This window comes from Novosphingobium sp. PhB57 (genome assembly GCF_004342985.1).
Taxonomy (GTDB): Bacteria; Pseudomonadota; Alphaproteobacteria; order Sphingomonadales; family Sphingomonadaceae; genus Novosphingobium.
Genome location: NZ_SMBO01000008.1, coordinates 36687 through 57829, shown reverse-complemented (window position 1 = coordinate 57829; position 21143 = coordinate 36687). Strand labels below are relative to the sequence as shown.

Genomic DNA, 21143 nt, shown 5'->3' with positions numbered 1-21143 from the left:
CCGTGCGCATCATAGGGGTAGCATCACTACTGACCTTGGCGGCGCTCGCGGGGTGCAACAACGAGGCGCGCGAACTTGGGCCCAGCCTGCCGCAGACCGCTCCGGCGGAAAACACAGATCCGCGCATATCGGCTTATCAGTCGAACCTCTACCAGGTCTCGCAAGGCGGCCGCTATTTCTCCTGGTACGGCTGTTCGGCATGCCATAGCGACAGCGCGCCGGGCGCTGCGAACCTCGCCGATGGTCGGTGGCAGCGAGGCCATGGCTTTGCCGATGTCTATCGCGCGATTGCTGCACACCAGCCCGAACCGGCTTACGGCGATGTCATCCCGGTCGAGCAGCTATGGCAGGTCACCGCCTATGTCCGCGATTTGCCAAAACACTATCCGGAAAAGCGCCGCCGCGTCTCGCTCGATCAGAAGGGAGAGCCGCAAGGTTCTCACTGGTCGGGCCCGCAATGAGCAGGTTTGCCCCCATTGTTCTAACGCTGCTGCTTGGCGCATGTGCCGGCGTTCAGACACCGCTGTCGCCGGTTGGCGATCAAGCCTCGGCGCTGCACTCCCTATTCATGCTGATGATGTTCGTCTGCGGCGGGGTCTATCTCGTCGTGCTCACGGGAATCATTTGGAGCGTGCTCGCGGCGCGGGCGCGTCGGCGGCAAGATGCGAAAAACGGCAGCGATAAAGTGCTCTCTCGAGGTCTGTACACAGCCGCGGCCGTGATCGTCGCCGGGCTCACGGTATTAATAGTCGGCAGTTTCATCGCGGACCGTGCGCTCATCGCCGCCCGCGACGACGACGCCATGCTTGTAAGGGTGACAGGCCATCAATGGTGGTGGCGGATTGAGTATCGCGATCCCGCAAGCAGGCGCTGGATCGAAACCGCGAACGAGCTACACCTGCCGCTCGGCAGGACCGCACGCATCGAACTGGACTCGGGAGACGTGATCCACAGCTTCTGGGTGCCCAATGTCGCGGGCAAGATCGATATGATCCCGGGACGCCGCAACATCGTGGACCTGACACCGCGTCGTGTCGGCTGGTTCCGCGGTCAGTGCGCGGAATTCTGCGGGGCACAGCACGCACATATGGCGTTCGATGTGAAGGTCGAGGCTCCGGCGGAGTTCGACGCATGGCTCGCGCGGCAGGACAATCCGGTCGCAGCTGCGGCACCTGACATGCCGCGAGGCATGGCCGTATTCCAGGGCGTCTGCGGTTCCTGCCATAACGTTCGCGGCACATCGGCAATGGGCCGGGCTGGTCCGGACCTCACGCATTTCGCGAGCCGTCGCTCCATTGCGGCCGGCACCCTCCCAATGACCCGCGGCGGCATCCAGGGCTGGCTGGCGCAGCCGCAGGCGCTGAAACCCGGTACGTCGATGCCGACAGTGCCGCTCGCTCCGTCCGACGCCGATGCGGTCGCCACTTATCTGGAGACGCTGCGGTGACACCCGATCGATCGCTCATTGAGCAGCTCAACGGCACCTGGCGCGACCCGCCCGGCGTCTGGGGGTTCCTGACCACCGTCGACCACAAGCGCATTGCCGCTCGCTATATCGTAACGGCTATCCTCCTCATGTTCCTCGCCGGCATGCTCGCGCTCGACATGCGTTGGCAGCTTTCGGTACCTGAAAACACCCGGATGACGCCGCAGCTCTTCAACGAAAGCTTCTCGCTCCACGGTTCGACCATGCTCTTCCTCGTCTCCGTGCCCCTCATGGAGGCGATGGCTTTCTGGCTGGTCCCCCTTATGCTGGGCGCGCGCAACATGGCGTTTCCGCGCCTTGGCGCCTTCAGCTTCTGGCTCTACTTCGGCGGCGTCCTCACGCTCTGGATCGCCCACGCGATCGACGTCACGCCGGACCTCGGCTGGTTCGAATACCCACCGCTGTCCGGCCCCGCCTATTCGCCGGGGCATCGCGCTGACATCTGGGCGCAGATGATCACATTCACCGAGGTCGCGGCGCTGGCCGCTTCAGTCAATGTGGCAGCGACAATTCTCAAGATGCGTCCGCCGGGTATGACCTTGGCCCGAATGCCGGTGTTCCTCTGGGCGATGCTGATCGCTTCGATCATGACCATATTTTCGATGCCAGCCATTATGCTGGTCACTTCGATGTTGATATCCGACCGGCTCGTGTCCACGCACTTCTTCTCGGTGGCAGCGGGCGGCGACGCAGTTCTCTTTCAGCATCTCTTCTGGTTCTTCGGCCATCCGGAGGTCTACTTGATTTTTATACCGGGGACCGGCTTCGTCTCCTCGATCGTTGAAACCTTCTCGCGTCGCCAGCTTTTCGGACACAGCGTTCTCGTTCTCGCGATCCTGTCGATCGGAGCGCTCGCTTTCGGGCTTTGGGTCCACCACATGTTCGCAGTGGGACTGCCGCGTCTCGGCAATGATTTCTACACGGCGGCCAGTATGGCCATCGCCGTGCCGGCGGGTTTGCAAATCTTTTGCTGGCTGGCATCCATCTGGGCCGGGCGAACCTGGTTTCCGACGCCAATGCTTTGGGTACTAGGCTTTCTCGCAACATTCGTGATTGGCGGGCTTTCCGGGTTGATGACCGCCTCCGCAGCACTCGACCTGCAGCTCACCGACACCTATTTTATCGTGGCCCACCTCCACTACGTTCTGGTTGGCGGCGCGATGTTCCCGCTCTTCGGCGCTTTCTGCTACTGGTACCCCAAGGCGACCGGCCGGCTGATGTCCGAGCTCTGGGGAAAGGTCGCCTTCGGCCTGATCGTCGGGGGCTTCAACCTCGGCTTCTTTCCCATGCATATACTCGGTCTGATGGGCATGCCTCGGCGGGTCTATACCTATTCTCCCGGCATGGGCTGGGAGACGCTGAACCAGGTCGCAACTGCGGGCAGCGCGATCGCCGTGCTCGGAGGTCTGGTCTTCGTCGCCAATGCGCTGTGGAGCTACTGGCGCGGCGAGCCGTCGGGTGCGGACCCTTGGGGCGGATCGACTCTCGAATGGGCCAGTGCTTCCCCCCCGCCTGCGTGGAACCTGGCCTTCACCCCTGTCGTCGCTAGTCTGACGCCGATGTGGAACGGCGGCGGCGCACTGAGCGTCATGGACGGCATTTCAGTCGGCAAGCGTGAAGTTCTCGTCACATCGGTTACCGGTGCAGGACCGCTCTATCGGCAAAAGAGCGCCGCGCCCTCCGTATGGCCACTACTAGCGGCACTCGCGGTCTCGGCAATGTTCTTAGGAAGCATTTTCACGCCTTGGGCCATTCCGATCGGCACACTTCCGATCGCCGCAGCGCTTATCGGATGGTTCTGGCCGAATCGGCCCCGCGCCAAAATTGGTCCATTGAAGGCCATGCCATGACAGGCGCACGCGACTTTGAAATCGTCGGCACTCTGGCGAATTTGCCGACCAGCGCCACGGGGCCTCGTCACCTTGTTTGGTGGGGCAACATCGGCTTTATGGTGATCGAAGGCACTGGCTTCGCGCTCGCCGCTGCAGTCTACCTCTACCTGATGACCCAGACGCATGTTTGGCCCCCGAAAGGCGACGTCCTCCCTGGTCTCCTATGGAGCGCCATCTTCACCGTCGGGCTGCTCCTCAGCGAAATTCCCAATATCTGGGTCTTGCGCTGCGCGCGCGCTAAGAACCTCGCCGGCGTTCGCTGGGGGACATTCGCCATGGGGGTGATCGCACTCCTGCTTCTCGTGCCGCGTGGTTTCGAGTTCGCACATTTGGGCGTGTCCTGGCACCAGGACGCCTACGGCTCGGTCATCTGGTTGCTGCTCGTCCTGCATACGGTCCACGTCGTCACGGATTGGGGCGACACAGTTGTCCTAGGGGCCTGGCTGTTTACCCATGAGGTCGGCGACGACCAGTTCGCCGACGTCGAGGACAATTCGAACTACTGGACCTTCGTCGTCCTGTGCTGGCTCCCGGTCTATGCCCTCATCTATTGGGCGCCAAGGGCGCTATGATCCGGCGTCTCTCCATCCGCGCACGGGCCTGGATCGCGCTGCTCTCCCCGCCGTCGGTCTGGTTTGTCTTTGAACAGGGCCTTTCCGCTCTCCTGCACGCGCGCTGCGACGCCGCGCCCGTCGGCATCATCTGGGGCATCGCCAGTTTGGCGCTTTGCGCCATCGCCGCGCGCATTGCCTGGCCCTTGAAAACGCATGATGGCGATCTCGCTAACTCATGGCTCGCGCGTCTCGCGATCGCGGTCGCTGCCATTTTCGCACTCGCTATTCTCTTCCAGACCCTGGCCTTATCGTTGGTGCCGCCATGCGTCGGTTGATCGCCTGCTCCGTCCCCTGGCTCGCTCTATACGCCGTCCCGGCGGCGGGGCACGACACGGACAGGCCTCACAGTGAGCCACTTGGCTGGACGTTGGACCCTTCGATCACCGGGCCGTTGTTAATAGCGCTTGTGCTCTTCGCGCTCGGCGCAGATCGTCTTTCGCGCAGGTCGACGCGGGGTCATGGTGCGCTGCGATCACGCATACGCTTTTTCGTAGCAGGCTGGCTCATCCTCGCTGTCGCGCTGGTTTCGCCGCTCCACCAAGCGGGCGAGCGTTCGTTCGCTGCCCATATGTTCGAGCACGAACTGATCATGCTCGCTGCCGCGCCGCTTCTCGTCCTCGCCGAGCCCTTGGCTGTCATGCTCTGGGGTGTCCCAGCGGAAGCCCGGCCCGTGATTGGCGGCTGGAGCCATTTCAGCGTCGTTCGCCGAAGCTGGCTATTTCTTACCAAGCCGGTCACCGCAACATTGCTGCAGGCCGCAAGCCTCTGGCTCTGGCATGCGCCCGCGCTTTTCGACCTCGCCCTCGCTAGCGAGGGCTGGCATGCTGCCCAGCATTTATCTTTTCTGGTGAGCGCGCTGCTCTTCTGGACCGCGATGACAAGCCGCAGGACAGCGGAACCCGTGGCCGCGCTGTGCCTCGTTGCCACATCCATCGTCTCGGGTGCGCTCGGGGCCCTGATGGCCTTCGCAACAAGCCCTTGGTATGAAGGCTACGCGCGGCTCGGCCTTGCCCCTTTCGGTTTGACGCCGGCGGAAGACCAAGAGCTGGCCGGGCTTCTCATGTGGGTTCCGGGCGGCCTCGTTCATGCGGCCGCTGCCCTCCTCGTTATGCGACGTCTGTTGAGACCTGTCCATGGCTAGGCAGCAAATCCCCCCAAGCCTCTGGTGGCTGATCCTCCTCATCGCCCTTTGCGTCTTCGTCGCTGTTATCACCGGCGCCGGCATGTATTTTCAAACGCAGGCGCGGCATCGCGACCGAGCCGAGATGATCACCGGTGGCGACCGGGGTCGGGGCCACATGGCGATCGAGCGCTACGCTTGCGGAAGCTGCCACGTCATTCCCGGCATTGATGGCGCGATCGGCAAGGTCGGGCCCGACCTTAGCCATGTCGGCCAGCGTGCCGCTCTGGCGGGTTCCCTCACAAATGATCCCGCGACGATGACGGCTTGGCTCCTGCATCCACAAAAGCTGCGGCCAGGAAGCGGCATGCCGGAACAAGCTGTCCGCCCACGCGAAGCAAGAGATATGGCAGCTTACCTGTACGCACAGAACTGACCGAAAGCGCCGAATGCCTATCCTTACGTGAGACCCTGGATGTCCGTTCTGCCGAGAGCTGGCACTCACCACTCCGTCTGGGAATGGCAGCTAAGTCTAAGGATTTCGGGCGCTTGTGTAGGGAATCCTCACATGGAGGAATTCGCGGGCCCCATCCACGGATCTATGGGTAAAAGGCTGTGGCGTGGATCGTGGGGCTGAGGCAGACGTGTCAGCTTGTCCATAAACAGATGGCCGCCCCGCCACCGTAAGCGCCGCGCTATAAAATGCGCGCTTACGTTCAACTGGCGCGCCGAGATCGGATCCGTGCAGTTGCGGCCCGGGAACAGCCAGCCACGGGGTAACATCACTCCGCGGCGTTCGCCTTCGCGCCACCATTGCCGCAACAAATCCAGCAGGTGCGGTGAGGGCATGGCATACGGTCCTTGCGTCCTTTGCCCTGCAAGACACGGATGATCATACGCTCGCTGTCGATGTCTCCAACCTTTAGGTAAGTGACCTCCGACACACGCAGGCCGGCGCCGTAGGCCACGCTGAAAATCGCTTTGTACTTGATGCCTGGAGCTGCCTCGTTGAGCCGCGCGGCCTCTTCGACGCTCAGGACATCTTGCAGCATCCGCTGGCGCAGCGAACCGATTGGGGCGGCGGTAATCGTGGTGTCCATGGTGAGTTCCTTTGCGTTGAAGGAACCTCACAATCTCATGGCGACTCAGCGCGCCCCAACACCGCGCTATTACGGAGCAACCTCGCGCCAAACGCCATTCCCGCGCAGCGGTTTCGTCCCTGTCCCGGGACGAGACTGAGAGAACGATTACCGTCCCAAACTGTAAGTCTGCGCAAGAGTGGGTGCTGCTCGCGTAATGGCTCAAACGATGAGTTCAAATTCGGTGTGAGGCGACTCGCCAAACCTTGGTCGGTTCGGCGTTCATCAAGCAATGAATTTCTCCGCCGACCGATCGCGCTGGGCTGCCACAGCCTCCGGAATGCCGGCGATTATCGACAAGAGAATGGAAGGCCGAATCGGTGCCGTAAGCCCATCAATGAACGATTCGCCGACCCTAATTGTTCGCTCGCATCCGCGACAGGTTATTTGATGGATATTAGACGAATCAGTGGGAGGAAAATTTAAGTCGAGGAATCTAAAGGAAAAAATCGTTCATTCCCAGCGTCCAGTCTCCATCCCGATTGGAAACGTGACGCGGGGCGGCAAGTGGCTGCAGGCGGTGGCACCAGGTGGCACGCTTGGCTTTCCCTAAATCGCGCATCGGAGCGTAGAGATGGGGCGGTCCGCCATTCTCAGTGGCCGGTTCGGAGAAGCCGTGGTGATCCATTTAGCGGCAATGTCGGAGACGCTGCTGTCCGGCGGCTCAAGGCACCAGATCGGCAGGTTTAGGCGGATCCGGCCGTTCGCGTCCTAAAGGCGAACGGCGAGAATTGGTCGGGACCGACAAACGTCCAGGTCACCTAGAACGTCCGGGTAAAATGGTTTGCCATCCTGCGAATAAGAGATGCGAGCAAAAGACTGCTGTCGTCCAAAACGACGGTGTTCTGAGACCGCTGGAGCGAACCGGAGGCTTGCCGCTCACACGAGGTTTAGGCGCGACGCTTCGCCCAAAACGCAGCAAGGGCCATTACGATCGCTACCGCAACGTCGACGCCGATTGCGATGCCTGATCCGACGGAATACGTCATATCTGCCTCCAGGTTTTGGAGGTGGTCGTTGAACGTCAATGCTCCCCCACATGCCGCCGGCGGTTAGATAACCGCGCGCGAGGGCAGGCAGGCTTGAAAGAACGCCATGTACCACGCTACCGCTTGCCAATACGTTGTAAGCCAGGAAAAACGGCGACATGATCCCCGCGCTTTCGGAAGACATCCTGTATTTTACCATCCAGTCCGACCGCATGGTCGAGGCAGGGAAGCGTTATTTCCAACAAGGGCGCGTGTCGGATCTGCGGATTGATCAGCCGTTCGACACGGTTTCGGCGCTGGTGCGCGGCAGCGGCAAAATCCATTATGTCACCTCAATCATTTTTGACGAGGACGAAGAATTCGGCGGTCTTCCAGCCAGCGAATGCACATGTCCGGTCGGCATGGGATGCAAGCACGTCGCAGCGGTACTCTTTGCGCTGCAGGCATCGGAAGCTGCCGGACAGCTAGAGCGCGAAAGGCCTCGCTTACGCATTCAGGCACAGAGACAGGGCGTGCCGGCTGTTACCGGTCCATTGGCCGAATGGCTCGAGGCGGCCGTTGTCGACGATCTCGCCGTGCGCGCCAAGCACGAAGAGCTGCGCTTCAGTCTCGAACCAGTCCGCATCTTCAAGCAGGGCAAGCGCCCGGGCAGGGGGATGCCCGCCTCGGTGCTCCCCGAGCGATATTACCTTCAGGTCCGCGCCTGGAGGCGGTGGCCCCACGAGATTACGTGGCGTGCTGCTCATCCGTGGGAAGTGCAACACGCACGGGGCAGTCTCCGGCCGGCGGCAGGGCGGCTGCTGTCACGCATGTCCCATGCTGCCGGCGGCGACTTCACGGCGAACCGAAGCCCCACTGGTCCAAACGGTTGGAGTTGGCTATGGGAAGCCAGTATTGAAGGACTGCTGCGTTGGAAAGGACCCGATGGTCCTTCGGCTACCGTCAGGCGGGAACACTTCGCGTGCAAGCTTCGTTGGGAGACCCTGGCTGATGGCCGGCAGGTCGTTGCCCTTGACGAGGATGGTCACGAGCCCGCCGGGCACATGATCTTTGCGGGCGATCCGCCGATCCATTTTGATCTCGGCACAAGCGAGCTCAGGCTCATCGACGCGGGCAATCCAATGGTCGTCGGCCGCTTGTTGGCCATGCCGCCGGTCGCCTCCCACGAGATCCCGGCGCTGGCCGCACGTTGGCAGGACATTGCCTACGACATGCTGCCGGCGCCGGAACTGATATCGTCGACATCGCTAACGGACATAGTTCCGCAGCCAGTGCTGCGCTGTCTGGTCGATAAGGTCGGGCGTCCGTATTACGATCGGGGCTGGCGAGGACGCTCGGCATCGCAAGGTCTTTTAGTAGCGCGGCTCGAGTTCAATTACAGCGCGCACCGGGTTGGTCCGCTCCATACCGCAACCGAAGTGATCGTAAGCGGCACCGAAGGCGTCATACGTATCGTGCGGGATATCGAAGCCGAGCAGGCCGCAGTTGACCGTCTGGCGCAGACGCCGCTGGTGCCTCTTGTTTTGACCGGACGCTATGAGACAAAGCCACAGCAAGGCTGGGATCATGCTTTTAACGATGAGGATGATGAGCATGACCAGCGTTTCTGTGAGTTCCTCGTCAACGATGCCCAGGCCTTGCGGGATGAGGGCTGGCTGATCGAATTCGCGCCGAAGTGGCCGCACGTCCTCATCCCGCCTGAAGATGGCAGCTTGCAGGCGCCGGGTATCGAGGTTTCGCCGCGGTCATTGCCGGCAGTAAACGGCAATGCAATCGACTGGTTCGATGTCGAGCTGGCCGCGCGCGTGGAGGGCGGCCAGCGCATCGATGTGTTGCCGGCACTGCGCCGACTGCTCGCGGGTGGCGTTGATCAAATTCTCGAGCGAGACGACGAATACCGCATCCCGTTGCCGCTTGGCGGCGGCAGGTTCACAGCACTTCGTCTCGGCGCCGTGCGTCCTCTCATAGAAACGATCGTGCGCATGGCGCTTGTCGATCGTGGTGCGACGACCCTGAAGCTCAGCAAGTTCGATCTTGGGGCCGTTCATGACCTGGCCAACGCGGGATTGTCATGGGCATCGAAAGATAGTCTGCGTGCCCTGGCAGCCAGACTGAATTCGCCCGGGGGAGAAACCTTCGTGGCGCCGGCAGGTCTCGATGCGCAGTTGCGTGCCTACCAGGCCACCGGTTGCGGATGGCTTTCAGCTTTGCGCGAAGCGGGCATGGGGGGCATCCTCGCCGACGACATGGGCCTGGGCAAGACGCTCCAGGCAATCGCGCATATTCTGGTCACTCGCGGCGGTACCGCCGCGTTACGCCCTGCGCTGATTGTCGCGCCTACCTCGGTGTTACCAAACTGGCAGGCCGAGATTGCCCGCTTTGCGCCCGGTCTAACTTGCCTTTTGTGGCATGGCGCGGATCGACGCCACTTGCATGGCGATGACTTTACAGGCGCCGATATCGTGCTCACCAGCTATACGCTGTTGGCCCGCGACAGCGGTCTTTTGAGCTCGCGCGATTTTGCGCTGGCCATCCTTGACGAAGCTCATGTGCTTAAGAATCCCAAGACTGCGGGGTTCAAGGCAGCGGCGATGCTGAAGGCCGACCAGGTTGTCGCGCTGACCGGCACACCGGTCGAGAACCGTCTCACCGACTTGTGGTCACTGGCGAGCCTTACCAATCCGGGACTGCTCGGCACCTATGAAGGGTTTCGTACGAACTACCGCACGCCGATAGAAAAACACAACGATCCGTCTGCTCGCGCGGTGCTGGCGCGGCGGATCAGGCCATTTATGCTGCGCCGGACCAAGGATGCCGTCGCCGCTGATCTTCCCCCCAAGACTATCATCCCCGAGCGCATCGATCTAGCGCCCCCGCAACTGAGGCTCTATGAAAGTCAGCGTCTGCTGATGCATAAGCGAGTGCGCGACGAGATCGACCGGGTCGGGCTGATGCGCTCCCAGATCATCGTGCTCGACGCGATGCTCAAGCTGCGCCAGATTTGTTGCGATCCCGTGCTGCTGCCAAATGATCTTGGCGCCGAGGTCGCATCCGCCAAGCGGGAGAGGCTGAGGGAGATGGTCTCCGAACTTATTGCGGAACACCGCCGGATCATCATCTTTAGCCAGTTCACCACAATGCTCGATCTCATAGCGGTCGATCTCGAGCGTACCGGCATCCCATTCGAGCAACTGCGAGGCGCAACCAGGGACCGGGGACGGCCGGTTCGGCGCTTTCAGGAAGGCGGTGTTCCGATTATCCTTGTCAGCCTCAAGGCGGGCGGCGCGGGTGTGAATCTTACCGCAGCTGACACTGTGATCCTTTATGACCCTTGGTGGAATCCAGCCGTCGAGGCGCAGGCGATCGACCGGGCTCATCGGATTGGTCAGTCTAAGCCGGTATTCGTTCATCGACTTATCGCGACCGGGACGATCGAGGAGAAAATACTAGCGCTTCAGGAAAGGAAGCGGGGACTTGCCGATATGCTGTGGGATGAGGAGGCGAAGCCTGGTTCGACCAGTCTGACAGATGCCGATATCGATTTCCTACTCGGGTAGGTGTTGGCGCTCACAATATGAAGCGGGCTGTGATGCACCGCCCTGGGATTGCCGGAGGCCCTGTTTCCTGAGAGAATGGGTCTACAATGAGCAAGACGAAAAACAAGTTTGCGCCGTACCCATCCGCTGAGCGGAGGCAATGGAAAGCGCGAGCGGCTGGGACCTGCACCAAATCGTCGCAGACCGGGTGTTTGGAGCAGATGCAGAAGTGAAGCAGGTTGAGAACGGCTTGCCTTTCTTGTTAGGGCCGTCACCGGCGCCGCCCTGCGAACGGCCGCATCATCTAGAACCTGCCGTTCGCGATGGTGTTTGGGAACGGCAGGATTGTCCCAAGGCTACCTTCACTGTCGCTAGTGAATCGATGAAAGAAGGCTGCTAGACCTGCCGTTCGCCCCACGACCCGAAGTGGGCGCTAAGCTTTGATGGACTCTAGAGACGATGCTTGGGTATGACAAAGCGATTGCTGTGGTTCGGGTCACGATCCTGAGGGCGTATGGCTGCCGCTCAGCGGTTTTTGAACCGACACAGATGACTATTCGATTGAGGCGCGACCGACTGCATGAACCGGGATTTTGCTCAAGACATTGAACTGATCGAGGGCATCAAATCTGTCCCGACAATTCTCGACGTTGTTTGCCAGACGACAGGCATGGGATTCTGCGCAGTCGCGCGAGTGACCGAGGAGCGGTGGGTCACTTGCAGTGTGAAGGATGACATTGGTTTTGGGCTAAAGCCGGGCGATGAGCTGAAAATCGAAACAACCATCTGCCATGAGATCAGAGAGCATCGAGAAGTCGTCGTCATCGACGATGTGTCGAAAGACCCTGTATACTTTAACCACCATACCCCTAAGCATTACGGCCTTCAGAGTTACATCTCGATGCCGATCATATTGGCCGATGGGACATTCTTTGGCACGCTTTGCGCGATTAGCCCGAAGCCCGCGACTGTGAAAAAGCCGCATATCGTTTCGATGTTCAAGCTCTTTGCCGACATGATCGCGCATCAGATTGAACTCAATCGCACGCTGAAAGCCAGCGCGTCGGCTTTGCTGAATGAGCAGGAGACATCTGCGCTGCGAGAGCAGTTCATCGCGGTCTTAGGCCATGACCTTCGCAATCCGTTGGCCGGAATCTCTGCGGGCATGAATTTGCTCAGCGGCGAGACGCTGAGCGATCGTGGAACGTCCATCCTCGGGATGATGAATCATAGCGTCAGCCGCATGGCTGGTCTGATCGATAACGTCATGGATTTTGCTCGTGGACGTCTGGGTGGAGGCCTGACCCTTTCTCGAACCCTCGCGCGGCTGACGCCTGTCTTGCAACAAGTCATCGATGAACTGGTATCTGGTCATCCTGACCGGGTCATCGAGGCTGACCTCAATTTACCCGAAGTGGTAAACTGCGACCCAGTACGCGTCGGGCAACTGCTGTCGAATTTGGTAGGCAATGCATTGACTCATGGTGCGCCCGATTTCCCGGTGCGGGTGAATGCTGATGTCGCCGGAGCCCTCGTCGAGCTGAAGGTCAGCAATGCAGGCGAGCCAATCCCAGAGGCTGCGAGAGCCAAATTGTTTGCGCCATTCTCACGCGGTGAGGTCAGGCCGAGCCTTCAAGGCCTTGGGTTAGGGCTGTATATTGCCTCGCAGATCGCCAAGGCGCATGGCGGTAGCCTGAGCGTCGCGTCTAACGAAGTCGAGACGACCTTCTCGTTCCAGATGCCATTAGAACAGCCAGCAATCGCTCATTGATTTTTGAGCATTGATACGGTTTCTGCGCGAAGTGTTTGAAGCACGACGCTGTGGGCATCGGAACCTCTGGAAGGACTCCAAACTAACCCTCACGAGTGCCAGGATAATGGCGACTAGCCCGCAGTTTCGGGGCAGATATTCCTTATACCCCGCCTTTCGGCATGCAGGAAGGTTGTCAGGCGAACGTCTGCTCCATGTAAGAGTGGCCCTCCATTGCCTCCAGCGGATATCGGCAAAGTCACACGATGTGGCGATCGCTTTCGCCAGTTAGCGACTACATCAGGACATCTGGCCATGCTAACGAGAACTACCGGATCTGAGGAAAACAGCCGCTCAGAGCTTATGAGGCTGCTTTAGGGCTTCGCTTCAAAGCCAGTTTGCCGGAAAGCAATTCAACTCTGTGAGCTATTGATTTGGCCGAGCCAGTCGCGGACATGATTGAGCGTGCGCCGTTCCTGGTCTGCCTCCATGACGAAGGCGTCTTCGATTTTTGCGCCGGTCGCCTGGGTAGCCAACACCGCGAGACTAGCGCCAACACCATATCCGCCGTGCGTAATGAACGGGCGGAGCGTCTTCCCAGCTAGATCATGAGCCTTGAGGAACGAGCGGATTGGCGGAGGTGCTGTTTCCCCCCAGATGGGGAAGCCAAGAAAGACGGTGCCATATGCGCCAATGTTGTCGACCTTGGTCGTCAGTGGAGGTTCAAACCCGCTGTCACGCTCGCGCATTGCCTGCGCGACATGCTGCTCATAATCATCCGGGTAGGGTCGCGCGGGACGTATTTCGAAGAGATCAGCCCTTAGCGTGCGTTGCAAGGTTCCTGCGATCACGCGCGTGTTGCCCGAGCGGGTAAGGTACGCGATCAGCGTCTTGCCGGCGCTAGGCTGCTTTAGCTCCTCCGCACATGCCGTGCCACCCAGTGACAGCATCGCCGAGGTCGCTAGGACGTCCCGGCGGGAGTACCGCTCCGCACCCTGCATCACACAATCTCCGGCAGCTTTGCAAGATGCTTGTCGAGCGTGATCGGATATTCCCGGACCCGGACCCCGGTCGCGTTATAGACCGAGTTGGCAATGGCGGGGGCTACGCCGGAAATACCAAGCTCGCCGACGCCCTTCGCCTTCACCGGCGACATTGTGGGATCGGTCTCCTCAAGGAAAATCACCTCCTGATGTGGGATATCGGCATGGACCGGCACTTCGTATCCGGCGAGGTCGTGATTGACGAAGAAGCCGAACCGCTTGTCGACCGCCAGCTCTTCCATCAGCGCCGCGCCCGCACCGCCGACCATGCCGCCGATAACCTGGCTGCGGGCAGTGATGGGATTGAGGATACGTCCGGCCGCGCAAACGGCGAGCATCCGCCGTATGCGAATTTCGCCGGTGTAGGCATTGACCGCGACCTCGCAGAAATGGGCACCGAAGGTTTGCTGCTCGAACTGCTTTGACAGGTCGCCATATTCCATCCTGTCTTCGGCGGTGATCGCACCATCCTTCGCGGCCTGTCCAAGCGGGGCACGTCGGTTGCCGGCACGGACCTCGCCGTCAACGAACTCGGCGTCGGCAGAGTTGAAGCCGAGCTTCATCGCCACGGCTTCGCGCAGTTTGACGCACGCGGCGTAGGCACCGGCCGTGGCAGATGCGGCACCACCCTGTCCGCCACCCCCGAACGCTTCAGGAAAATTGGAGTCCGCTAGCTTCACCACAACGCGGTCGAGGGACAGGCCCATCATCTCCGCGACCGTCTGGCCGATGATGGTGTAGCTGCCAGTCCCCATGTCGGTCATGTTGCTTTCGACGGTCACGATCCCCTTGCCGTCAAGCGTAACACGTCCGCCGGCCGGAATGATCGGCGCACCGCGGATCGCGGAGGCCATCCCCATGCCGATCAGCCAGCGGCCTTCACGACGACTGCCGGGCCTGAGGCTTCGCTCCTTCCAACCGAAGCGCTCGGCACCCGTGCGCAGGCATGGGACAAACTGCCGGATGGAGAACGGTCGCGGCCCCTGTTCCGGCTTGCCCTGATTGCCGCTTGCCGATTGCGGATCAGTGGGTGAGCCGCGACCGGGGTCACCTGGTACGACCTGGGTATCGTTGATGACGCGCAGCTCCACCGGGTCCATCCCCAGCTTCTCGGCCAGCTCGTCCATCGCCACTTCAAGCGCCATCAGGCCCGACGCCTCGCCTGGTGCGCGCATCGCATTGCCTTCAGGCAAGTCGAGGGTCGCGAGCCGGGTCAGGTTGAGGCGGTTGGCACCGGCATAGAGCAACTGCGTCTGTGCAGCCGCGATCTCCGGACCGCCTCCCGGCAGATTGCCCGACAGCGTTTCGTGGCCAACCGCGACCAGCTTACCGTCGCGACCCGCCGCCAGACGAACGCGCTGGATGGTGGCCGGACGATGGGTCGTGTTGTTCGGCATTAGCGGGCGCGGCAATGCCACCTTCACCGCGCGGCCGACAGCGCGAGCGCCAAGCGCCGCGAGGATCGCGTCCGAACAGACGCTACCTTTTCCGCCGAACCCACCCCCAATGTAGGTCGCGACGACACGGATCTTGTCCTGAGGGATACTGAGCTTGTTGCCGAGGTCGCGCCGCGCCCAACCGACAATCTGTTGAGCGGACCAGATCGTGAGGTGATCGCCCTCCCAGCGCGCGATCGTGGCGTGCGGCTCCAGCATCATATGGCTGTGGTCAGGCGTGGTGTAGGTCGCATCGACCTTCACGGGTGCCGACGCGAACGCCTTTTCAAAGTCACCAATGCGGATGTCCGGTTGGCGCTGATGCGGTTTGGCACCCCCGCGCGCAGCGGCCAGGTCGAATGCGCCTTGCGCACGCGCGTAATCGACCCGGATCAACGAGGCGGCATGACGCGCCTCCTCGAACGTCTCCGCGACGACCAGTGCAATAGCCTGATGGTAATGCTCGATCTCCGGCCCCGCGAGCGGCTTGGCGACGTAGAACCCCTGCTTCTTGATCGGCCCGGCATTATCAGCCGTCACGATTCCGAGAACACCCGGCGCGGCCTTGGCCTCGCGAACGTCCATCGACGATATTCGCCCCTTCGCGATACCCGAACCGACTACATAGCCATAGGCGGCGTTCGGCGCGGCCTCTTGGTTCTCGTAGGAATAGACCGCGCGTCCAGTTGTCTTCAGCGGCCCCTCGATGCGCGGGTGCGGCTTGCCGACGACCTTTTCCTGATCGATTGGGTTGATGCCTGCTGGCGTGTCGAACTTCATGCTGACTTGCCCTCCGCGATGGTGGCTGCAAGCGCCCGCGTCGCGAGCGGTATCTTGAACGCATTGTTCTCTGTAGGTCGGGCGTTCGCGAACGCTCTGGCCGTCACGGCTGCGGCCCCTTGGGTCATCACGGCGTCGGCTGCTTCGACTCGCCACGGCTTGTGTGCGACCCCGCCGAACGCTGCACGTCCACTCCCGTCCTTCTGGATCACGGCTGCGACCGAGACGAGCGCGAAGGCATAGGATGCTCGGTCGCGAACTTTCTCATAATGGTGCGTGCCGCCAAGCGGCCGGGGCAGCGTCACCGCCGTAATCAGCTCGCCGGCTTCAAGGTTGTTGTCGAGGTGAGGCTTTTCGCCGGGCAGACGGTGGAAATCAGCGATCGGGATAGCGCGGCTCGTGCCATCCGCCTTGACCGTCTCCACCATCGCATCCAGCACGCGCATCGCGACTGCCATATCGCCGGGATAGGTGGCGATGCACTGGTCGCTCGAACCGATCACCGCGAGTTGGCGCGAATACCCGCCGATCGCAGCGCAGCCCGACCCCGGCTTGCGCTTGTTGCAGGGCATGTTGGGGTCATAGAAATAGGGACACCGGGTCCGCTGGAGCAGATTGCCCGCCGTGGTCGCCTTGTTGCGAAGCTGGCCTGAAGCTCCTGCCACGATCGCGCGGGTCAATACGCCATAATCGCGACGGACGCGGGTGTCGGCAGCCAGCGCGGTGTTCGTGACCAGCGCGCCGATCCGCAAGCCGCCATCCGTTGTCGGCTCGATCCGGTCGAGCTTCAGGTCCTGGACGTCGACCAGATGCCGGGGCGTTTCGATTTCCAGCTTCATCAGTCGAGCAGGTTGGTGCCCCCGGCAAGGAACTTGGCTCCGGGCTGACGGGCAACAGCGGCAGCGGCTTGCGCCGGCGTCTTCGCGCGCTCATAGGTGAAGGGCTTCATGCCCCCATCTCCTTGACCGTAGCTCCCGCGACTTCCGCCATCGCCTCGGCTATGTTGGAATAGGCTCCGCAACGGCAAATATTGCCGCTCATTCGCTCGCGCATTTCAATGTCGGTTGGTTGCGGTCGCGCAGAAAGATCGGCTTGGACGTGGCTCGGCACGCCGCGCTTGATCTCGTCCAGCACCGCGACTGCCGAACAAATCTGGCCCGGCGTGCAATAGCCGCACTGGTAGCCATCATGACGCACGAACGCGGCCTGCATGGGATGGAGCTTGTCGGGTGTCCCCAGCCCCTCGATCGTCTTCACCTCGTCGCCCTGATGCTGGACGGCAAGGCTAAGGCAGGAATTGATCCGCTCGCCATTGACGATGACGGTACAGGCTCCGCATTGCCCGTGATCGCAGCCCTTCTTCGTGCCGGTGAGCTTCAGATGCTCGCGTAGCGCATCGAGCAGCGTCGTGCGCGTGTCGAGATTGAGGTCACGACGCTTGCCGTTGATGGTGAGTGATACCGGCATGATCGCAGGCGCAGGTGCCTTTGCGGGTTGTGCTTCCGCAGGCGGGGCCGCTGCCAGCGCAGCCGCTGCGGCGCTGCCAGCAAGGACACCGCGCCTCGACATTTCGATTTCCGACATCATCGCCGTCTCTCCCGTTACAGCTTGTTGTATAAATCGTCGGCGACTGGTTCGAGCCACGTCACGGACGTACCGTCCCGCGCTTCCGACACCGCCACATGCGTCATCACGCTATTTCGCGCCGCGCCATGCCAATGCTTGACGCCCGGCGAGATAAACACTGTGTCGCCCGTCGCGATCGGCTTCGCGGCCTCACCCTCGACCTGGACCCATCCGTGTCCAGCAGTGACGATCAGCAACTGTCCCAGCGGATGCGTGTGCCAGTTCGTATGCGCGCCTGGTTGGAACGTGACCGTAGCACCGCCAAGGCGCGCCGCGCCGGTGCCTTTGAAGGGCGATGCGACCGACACGCTGCCGGTGAAATAGTCGGCCGGCCCAGCCTTCGGCTCCTGCCCGGGACGGATAACTTGAACCTCTGACATGGTGGCAACCTCTTGTCTGGCGAACACCTTGCCTGCGACGCCGATGGCGGCATTCGCCTTTGGCCACCCTGCGTAGAAAGCGAGGTGAGTCAGGGCCTCAACGATCTGCGGCTGCGTTAGCCCGTTTTCGAGGCCACGTTGGACATGGAAGGCGAGCTGATCGCCATCACCGCCTGCGGAAAGCGCGGCGATGGTAACGAGGCTGCGGTCGCGCGGCGATAAGTCGGTGCGCCGCCACAAGTCGGCGAACACGACGTCGTTGGTAAGCTGCGCGAGCTTGGGGGCGATCGGGCCAAGCGTCCTGTTGACGGCCGCGGCACGCGCGGGATCGGAGCTGGAGAGCGGTGCAGTGGCCGGAGGCATCGTCGCAAGAGACCTTAGATCGACATCGCGTCCAGCAAATACCTTCTCGACCTCGTTCAAGGCCGACACGGCATTCGGCCACCCGGTATAGAAGGCAAGCTGCGTCACCATGCCGGCCACTTCGGACGGTTTGATGCCGTTATCGAGGCCACGACCAAGATGGCCTGTCATCTGCGCGGTTTTGCCGGTTGCAATTAGCACCGACAGGGTGACGATGCTGCGGTCGCGCGGAGTCAGCTCCGGCCGCACCCACACGTCGCCAAACAGCACCCGGTCGGTATAGCCGGCAAGCGCGGGAGCGATCGCCTGCATGTTCCTGGGCGCGACCGACGGACGCTCCTGCGCCTCGACCGGCACGGCCATCGCCAGCGCGGCAGCAGTTGCATAAGCGACCTTCATCGTCTCGTCTCCCATTCCGGTCCTCGACTAGGCTCAATTGCTGCCAGCGTTCGCCTTCACGGGTCGAACGAGGCGCGAGAATGTGAGCTGGGCCAAGCGCCACTTGCCAGCCTGCCTGTTGTAAACTTCCGTGACCATGAAGGGGTTGGTGACGGTGCGACCGCCCACCACCGCCTCCAGATCGAGGTCTTCCAACACGATCGCGGTGTTGCCGAACACCCGCACATCAACCGCGTAGATCGACGCCTTCTTGTACCAGATACCGCCGTTTTGAATGGTGGCGAGTTCCTGGGTCTTTCCCCAGGTTCCGCCCATGTGGGTGAACATGGCCCGATCGTCAAAGAGCGTCTCGAGAGAGTCGACCTTCTTGTCCGCCATCCAAGCCCATTTGGTCTTCGACAGGTCGATGACCTGCTGCTCTGTCGGGGTATGAGTGGCGGCCGTCTTGATAGTCTCGGCGGGAGGAGCCGGCGTTTGCTGCGCAAGCAAGGGCTGCATAGGCGGCACCGACAAGGCGACGGCACCTAGCAGGCAAAGCCGCTTCATTCCCTGGGTCGATCGAGTGTCCATCACAACTGCTCCCGTTTGAGTTTGAAAGGGCAGGCTGATGCCGTAACATCAGCCTGGCAATGACGATCAGAGCTTCCTTTCGCCGAGCCACTTCACCATCGCCGGATCTCGGTGGTCGAAGAAGCTGCTGGCGTTCTGATCGAGCTTGGCGATGGCATCGAGGTCGCCAGCGTCGAGGTCGAAATCGAAGATGTTGAAATTCTGCGCCATGCGCTCCTTGCGCACCGATTTGGGGATCGCGACGATGCCCCGGTCGGTCAGCCAGCGAAGCACGACCTGGGCGATGCTCTTCCCATGCTTGTCGGCGATCGGCTGCAACACCTCGTTCGTGAACAGGCCGTTCTTGCCCTCCGCGAATGGTCCCCATGCCTCTGGCTGGACGCCGTATTCCTCAAGGATCTTCACCGCATCGGTCTGCTGGTGAAAAGGGTGGATCTCGATCTGGTTGACCGCCGGCTTCACCTCGTTATGCAGCACGAAGTCCACGAGGCGATCGGGATAGAAATTGCTGACGCCGATCGCACGAATGCGTCCGGCCCTATGCAGTTCCTCCATCGCGCGCCACGCGCCGTACACGTCACCATAGGGCTGATGAATCAGCCATAGGTCGAGATAGTCGAGCCCGAGCTTATTAAGCGACCGCTCGAAGGCAGCCTTTGCCCCCTCGTAGCTGGCATCCTGCAGCCAGAGCTTGGTGGTAACGAACAACTCGCTTCGATCGATGCCGTGGTTCTTGATGGCGGCGCCAACCGCCTCCTCGTTACCGTAGGACGCGGCTGTATCGAGCAGGCGATAACCGACGTCGATGGCATCGCGGACGCTGCGCTCGCATTCTACGGGATCAGGCACCTGAAACACGCCGAACCCGAGGATCGGCATCTTCACGTCGTTGTTAAGAGTGACACTGGGAACGTTGCTGGTCATGGGCTTGGTCCTCGTTCGGTTCAGCGATTCACGAACTGCTGATGCGAAGCCGCATAGCGCTCGCCTTGGACTTCGATCCCCGACAGGGCGTCAGCCATGCGCACCATGTCCTGATCGGTCAGCCCCAGATCGGCACTGCCCAGGTTTTCCTCTAGCCGGTGGAGCTTGGTGGTACCAGGGATGGGCACAATCCACGGACGCTGTGCAAGCAGCCATGCAAGCGCGACCTGCGCGGGCGTGGCCTCCTTCTCGCTGGCGATCGTCGTGACCAGATCGACGAGCGCCTGGTTCGCCGCCATCGCATCGGCCTGGAAGCGCGGCACAGTGCTGCGGAAGTCATCGGCCGCGAACGTCGTGCCCGCCTTCAGCTTGCCGGTGAGGAAGCCCTTTCCGAGCGGTGCGAACGGCACGAAGCCGATCCCCAGCTCTTCGAGCAGTGGCAGGATCTCTGACTCCGGCTCGCGCCAGAACATCGAATACTCGCTTTGAAGTGCGGCCACGGGCTGCACCGCGTGGGCGCGACGGATAGCGTCCGGTCCGGCTTCCGACAGGCCGAAATGCTTGACCTTGCCTTCTGCGATAAGGTCGCGAACCGTTCCAGCTACGTCCTCAATCGGCACATTGGGATCGACGCGGTGCTGATAAAAAAGGTCGATGCGATCGGTACGCAGCCTGGACAGCGCCTCGTTCGCGACCTGCCGGATACGCTCGGGACGACTGTTCAAGCCATCACCCGGTTTGCCGTTCTCGAATCCGAACTTTGTAGCGATGACCACCTGATTGCGAACCGGCGCCAGTGCTTCGCCGACAACCTCTTCATTGTCCCCGGGCCCATAGGCTTCGGCCGTGTCGAAGAAGGTAACGCCGCGATCGTACGCGGCGCGGAGTAGTGAAACCGCTTCTGTGCGATCGGTAGCTGGACCGTAGCCAAAGCTAAGACCCATGCATCCAAGCCCAAGAGCCGATACCTCAAGGCCGCTGCGGCCTAATACGCGCTTCTGCATCATCAAAATCCTCGTTCGGCCCATCGTCACAAGCGGGGCTAGGATGATCAAAAGGTAGCGCGAAGCGGTTCTGATAATTAGACAGGGCAAAT

The 21143-nt window shown here is 61.4% G+C and carries 17 protein-coding genes and 1 pseudogene; 9 read left to right on the top strand and 9 right to left on the bottom strand.

Annotated features, from left to right (window positions below):
• Positions 1-2: 2 nt before the first annotated feature.
• The 7 genes from EDF58_RS25955 (at position 3) to EDF58_RS20850 (ending at position 5548) form a co-directional block, all read left to right on the top strand.
• On the top strand, positions 3-461 hold the full coding sequence (locus EDF58_RS25955) for a cytochrome c (RefSeq protein ID WP_165921507.1): 459 nt from the start codon (positions 3-5) through the stop codon (positions 459-461).
• Complete coding sequence (gene coxB, locus EDF58_RS20870) at positions 458-1447, top strand: cytochrome c oxidase subunit II (protein ID WP_165921506.1); 990 nt, start codon at positions 458-460, stop codon at positions 1445-1447. Before EDF58_RS25955 ends, coxB begins: the two co-directional genes overlap by 4 nt.
• The gene (locus EDF58_RS20865) at positions 1444-3336 is read left to right on the top strand and encodes a cbb3-type cytochrome c oxidase subunit I (RefSeq protein ID WP_132269087.1); all 1893 of its coding nucleotides are present in this window, start codon (positions 1444-1446) and stop codon (positions 3334-3336) included. Before coxB ends, EDF58_RS20865 begins: the two co-directional genes overlap by 4 nt.
• The gene (locus tag EDF58_RS20860) at positions 3333-3950 is read left to right on the top strand and encodes a cytochrome C oxidase subunit III (protein WP_132269210.1); all 618 of its coding nucleotides are present in this window, start codon (positions 3333-3335) and stop codon (positions 3948-3950) included. The genes EDF58_RS20865 and EDF58_RS20860 overlap by 4 nt, the downstream gene beginning before the upstream one ends.
• The gene (locus EDF58_RS25950) at positions 3947-4267 is read left to right on the top strand and encodes a hypothetical protein (protein WP_165921505.1); all 321 of its coding nucleotides are present in this window, start codon (positions 3947-3949) and stop codon (positions 4265-4267) included. The genes EDF58_RS20860 and EDF58_RS25950 overlap by 4 nt, the downstream gene beginning before the upstream one ends.
• 92 nt (positions 4268-4359) lie before the next feature.
• Positions 4360-5133: a cytochrome c oxidase assembly protein gene (locus tag EDF58_RS20855; protein WP_165921504.1), complete on the top strand. Its 774-nt coding sequence runs from the start codon at positions 4360-4362 to the stop codon at positions 5131-5133.
• A complete protein-coding gene (locus EDF58_RS20850) occupies positions 5126-5548 on the top strand; it encodes a c-type cytochrome (protein WP_132269084.1) in 423 nt (140 codons plus the stop codon). Before EDF58_RS20855 ends, EDF58_RS20850 begins: the two co-directional genes overlap by 8 nt.
• Positions 5549-5894: 346 nt before the next feature.
• On the opposite strand, the gene EDF58_RS26420 is transcribed toward EDF58_RS20850, so the two are convergent.
• The gene (locus tag EDF58_RS26420; protein ID WP_243654407.1) at positions 5895-6212 is read right to left on the bottom strand and encodes a tyrosine-type recombinase/integrase; all 318 of its coding nucleotides are present in this window, start codon (positions 6210-6212) and stop codon (positions 5895-5897) included.
• A 1186-nt stretch (positions 6213-7398) separates the two neighbouring features.
• On the opposite strand from EDF58_RS26420, the gene EDF58_RS20840 reads away from it, so the two are divergent.
• Complete coding sequence (locus EDF58_RS20840; protein ID WP_132269082.1) at positions 7399-10797, top strand: DEAD/DEAH box helicase; 3399 nt, start codon at positions 7399-7401, stop codon at positions 10795-10797.
• A gap of 559 nt (positions 10798-11356) precedes the next feature.
• The gene (locus EDF58_RS20835; protein ID WP_132269080.1) at positions 11357-12547 is read left to right on the top strand and encodes a GAF domain-containing sensor histidine kinase; all 1191 of its coding nucleotides are present in this window, start codon (positions 11357-11359) and stop codon (positions 12545-12547) included.
• A 392-nt stretch (positions 12548-12939) separates the two neighbouring features.
• Here the strand turns inward: EDF58_RS20835 and EDF58_RS20830 are convergent, their stop codons facing one another.
• The 8 genes and pseudogenes from EDF58_RS20830 to EDF58_RS20795 all read right to left on the bottom strand — a co-directional run bounded on the left by EDF58_RS20830 (position 12940) and on the right by EDF58_RS20795 (position 21051).
• Positions 12940-13476, bottom strand: a complete 537-nt coding sequence (locus EDF58_RS20830; protein WP_207913078.1) for a flavodoxin — start codon at positions 13474-13476, stop codon at positions 12940-12942.
• Positions 13477-13526: 50 nt separating this feature from the next.
• Positions 13527-15785, bottom strand: a complete 2259-nt coding sequence (paoC, locus tag EDF58_RS20825; RefSeq protein WP_132269077.1) for an aldehyde oxidoreductase molybdenum-binding subunit PaoC — start codon at positions 15783-15785, stop codon at positions 13527-13529.
• Positions 15782-16734, bottom strand: a pseudogene (locus EDF58_RS20820) (xanthine dehydrogenase family protein subunit M). The gene paoC and the pseudogene EDF58_RS20820 overlap by 4 nt, the downstream one beginning before the upstream one ends.
• Positions 16731-17369, bottom strand: coding sequence for an aldehyde dehydrogenase iron-sulfur subunit PaoA (gene paoA, locus EDF58_RS20815; RefSeq protein WP_132269208.1), 639 nt, complete (start codon positions 17367-17369; stop codon positions 16731-16733). The pseudogene EDF58_RS20820 and the gene paoA overlap by 4 nt, the downstream one beginning before the upstream one ends.
• Before the next feature lie 17 nt (positions 17370-17386).
• Positions 17387-18553 (bottom strand): carboxymuconolactone decarboxylase family protein, encoded by a 1167-nt coding sequence (locus EDF58_RS26415; protein WP_132269075.1) that lies wholly within the window; start codon positions 18551-18553, stop codon positions 17387-17389.
• A 33-nt stretch (positions 18554-18586) separates the two neighbouring features.
• Positions 18587-19123, bottom strand: a complete 537-nt coding sequence (locus EDF58_RS20805; protein ID WP_207913077.1) for a nuclear transport factor 2 family protein — start codon at positions 19121-19123, stop codon at positions 18587-18589.
• 66 nt (positions 19124-19189) lie between these two features.
• Positions 19190-20047: an aldo/keto reductase gene (locus tag EDF58_RS20800; RefSeq protein ID WP_132269073.1), complete on the bottom strand. Its 858-nt coding sequence runs from the start codon at positions 20045-20047 to the stop codon at positions 19190-19192.
• Positions 20048-20067: 20 nt separating this feature from the next.
• A complete protein-coding gene (locus EDF58_RS20795) occupies positions 20068-21051 on the bottom strand; it encodes an aldo/keto reductase (protein ID WP_132269204.1) in 984 nt (327 codons plus the stop codon).
• Between the last annotated feature and the right edge of the window lie 92 nt (positions 21052-21143).

What these genes read in the sequence shown, in the direction of transcription:
- EDF58_RS20860 (WP_132269210.1), top strand. Translation starts at nt 3,333, where the DNA reads ATGACAGGCGCACGCGACTTTGAAATCGTCGGCACTCTGGCGAATTTG.
- EDF58_RS20830 (WP_207913078.1), bottom strand. Translation starts at nt 13,476, where the DNA reads ATGCTGTCACTGGGTGGCACGGCATGTGCGGAGGAGCTAAAGCAGCCT.
- coxB (WP_165921506.1), top strand. Translation starts at nt 458, where the DNA reads ATGAGCAGGTTTGCCCCCATTGTTCTAACGCTGCTGCTTGGCGCATGT.
- EDF58_RS25950 (WP_165921505.1), top strand. Translation starts at nt 3,947, where the DNA reads ATGATCCGGCGTCTCTCCATCCGCGCACGGGCCTGGATCGCGCTGCTC.
- EDF58_RS20850 (WP_132269084.1), top strand. Translation starts at nt 5,126, where the DNA reads ATGGCTAGGCAGCAAATCCCCCCAAGCCTCTGGTGGCTGATCCTCCTC.
- EDF58_RS20800 (WP_132269073.1), bottom strand. Translation starts at nt 20,047, where the DNA reads ATGACCAGCAACGTTCCCAGTGTCACTCTTAACAACGACGTGAAGATG.
- EDF58_RS26415 (WP_132269075.1), bottom strand. Translation starts at nt 18,553, where the DNA reads ATGAAGGTCGCTTATGCAACTGCTGCCGCGCTGGCGATGGCCGTGCCG.
- EDF58_RS20805 (WP_207913077.1), bottom strand. Translation starts at nt 19,123, where the DNA reads ATGGACACTCGATCGACCCAGGGAATGAAGCGGCTTTGCCTGCTAGGT.
- paoA (WP_132269208.1), bottom strand. Translation starts at nt 17,369, where the DNA reads ATGTCGGAAATCGAAATGTCGAGGCGCGGTGTCCTTGCTGGCAGCGCC.
- EDF58_RS20835 (WP_132269080.1), top strand. Translation starts at nt 11,357, where the DNA reads ATGAACCGGGATTTTGCTCAAGACATTGAACTGATCGAGGGCATCAAA.
- paoC (WP_132269077.1), bottom strand. Translation starts at nt 15,785, where the DNA reads ATGAAGTTCGACACGCCAGCAGGCATCAACCCAATCGATCAGGAAAAG.
- EDF58_RS26420 (WP_243654407.1), bottom strand. Translation starts at nt 6,212, where the DNA reads ATGGACACCACGATTACCGCCGCCCCAATCGGTTCGCTGCGCCAGCGG.
- EDF58_RS20795 (WP_132269204.1), bottom strand. Translation starts at nt 21,051, where the DNA reads ATGCAGAAGCGCGTATTAGGCCGCAGCGGCCTTGAGGTATCGGCTCTT.
- EDF58_RS20840 (WP_132269082.1), top strand. Translation starts at nt 7,399, where the DNA reads ATGATCCCCGCGCTTTCGGAAGACATCCTGTATTTTACCATCCAGTCC.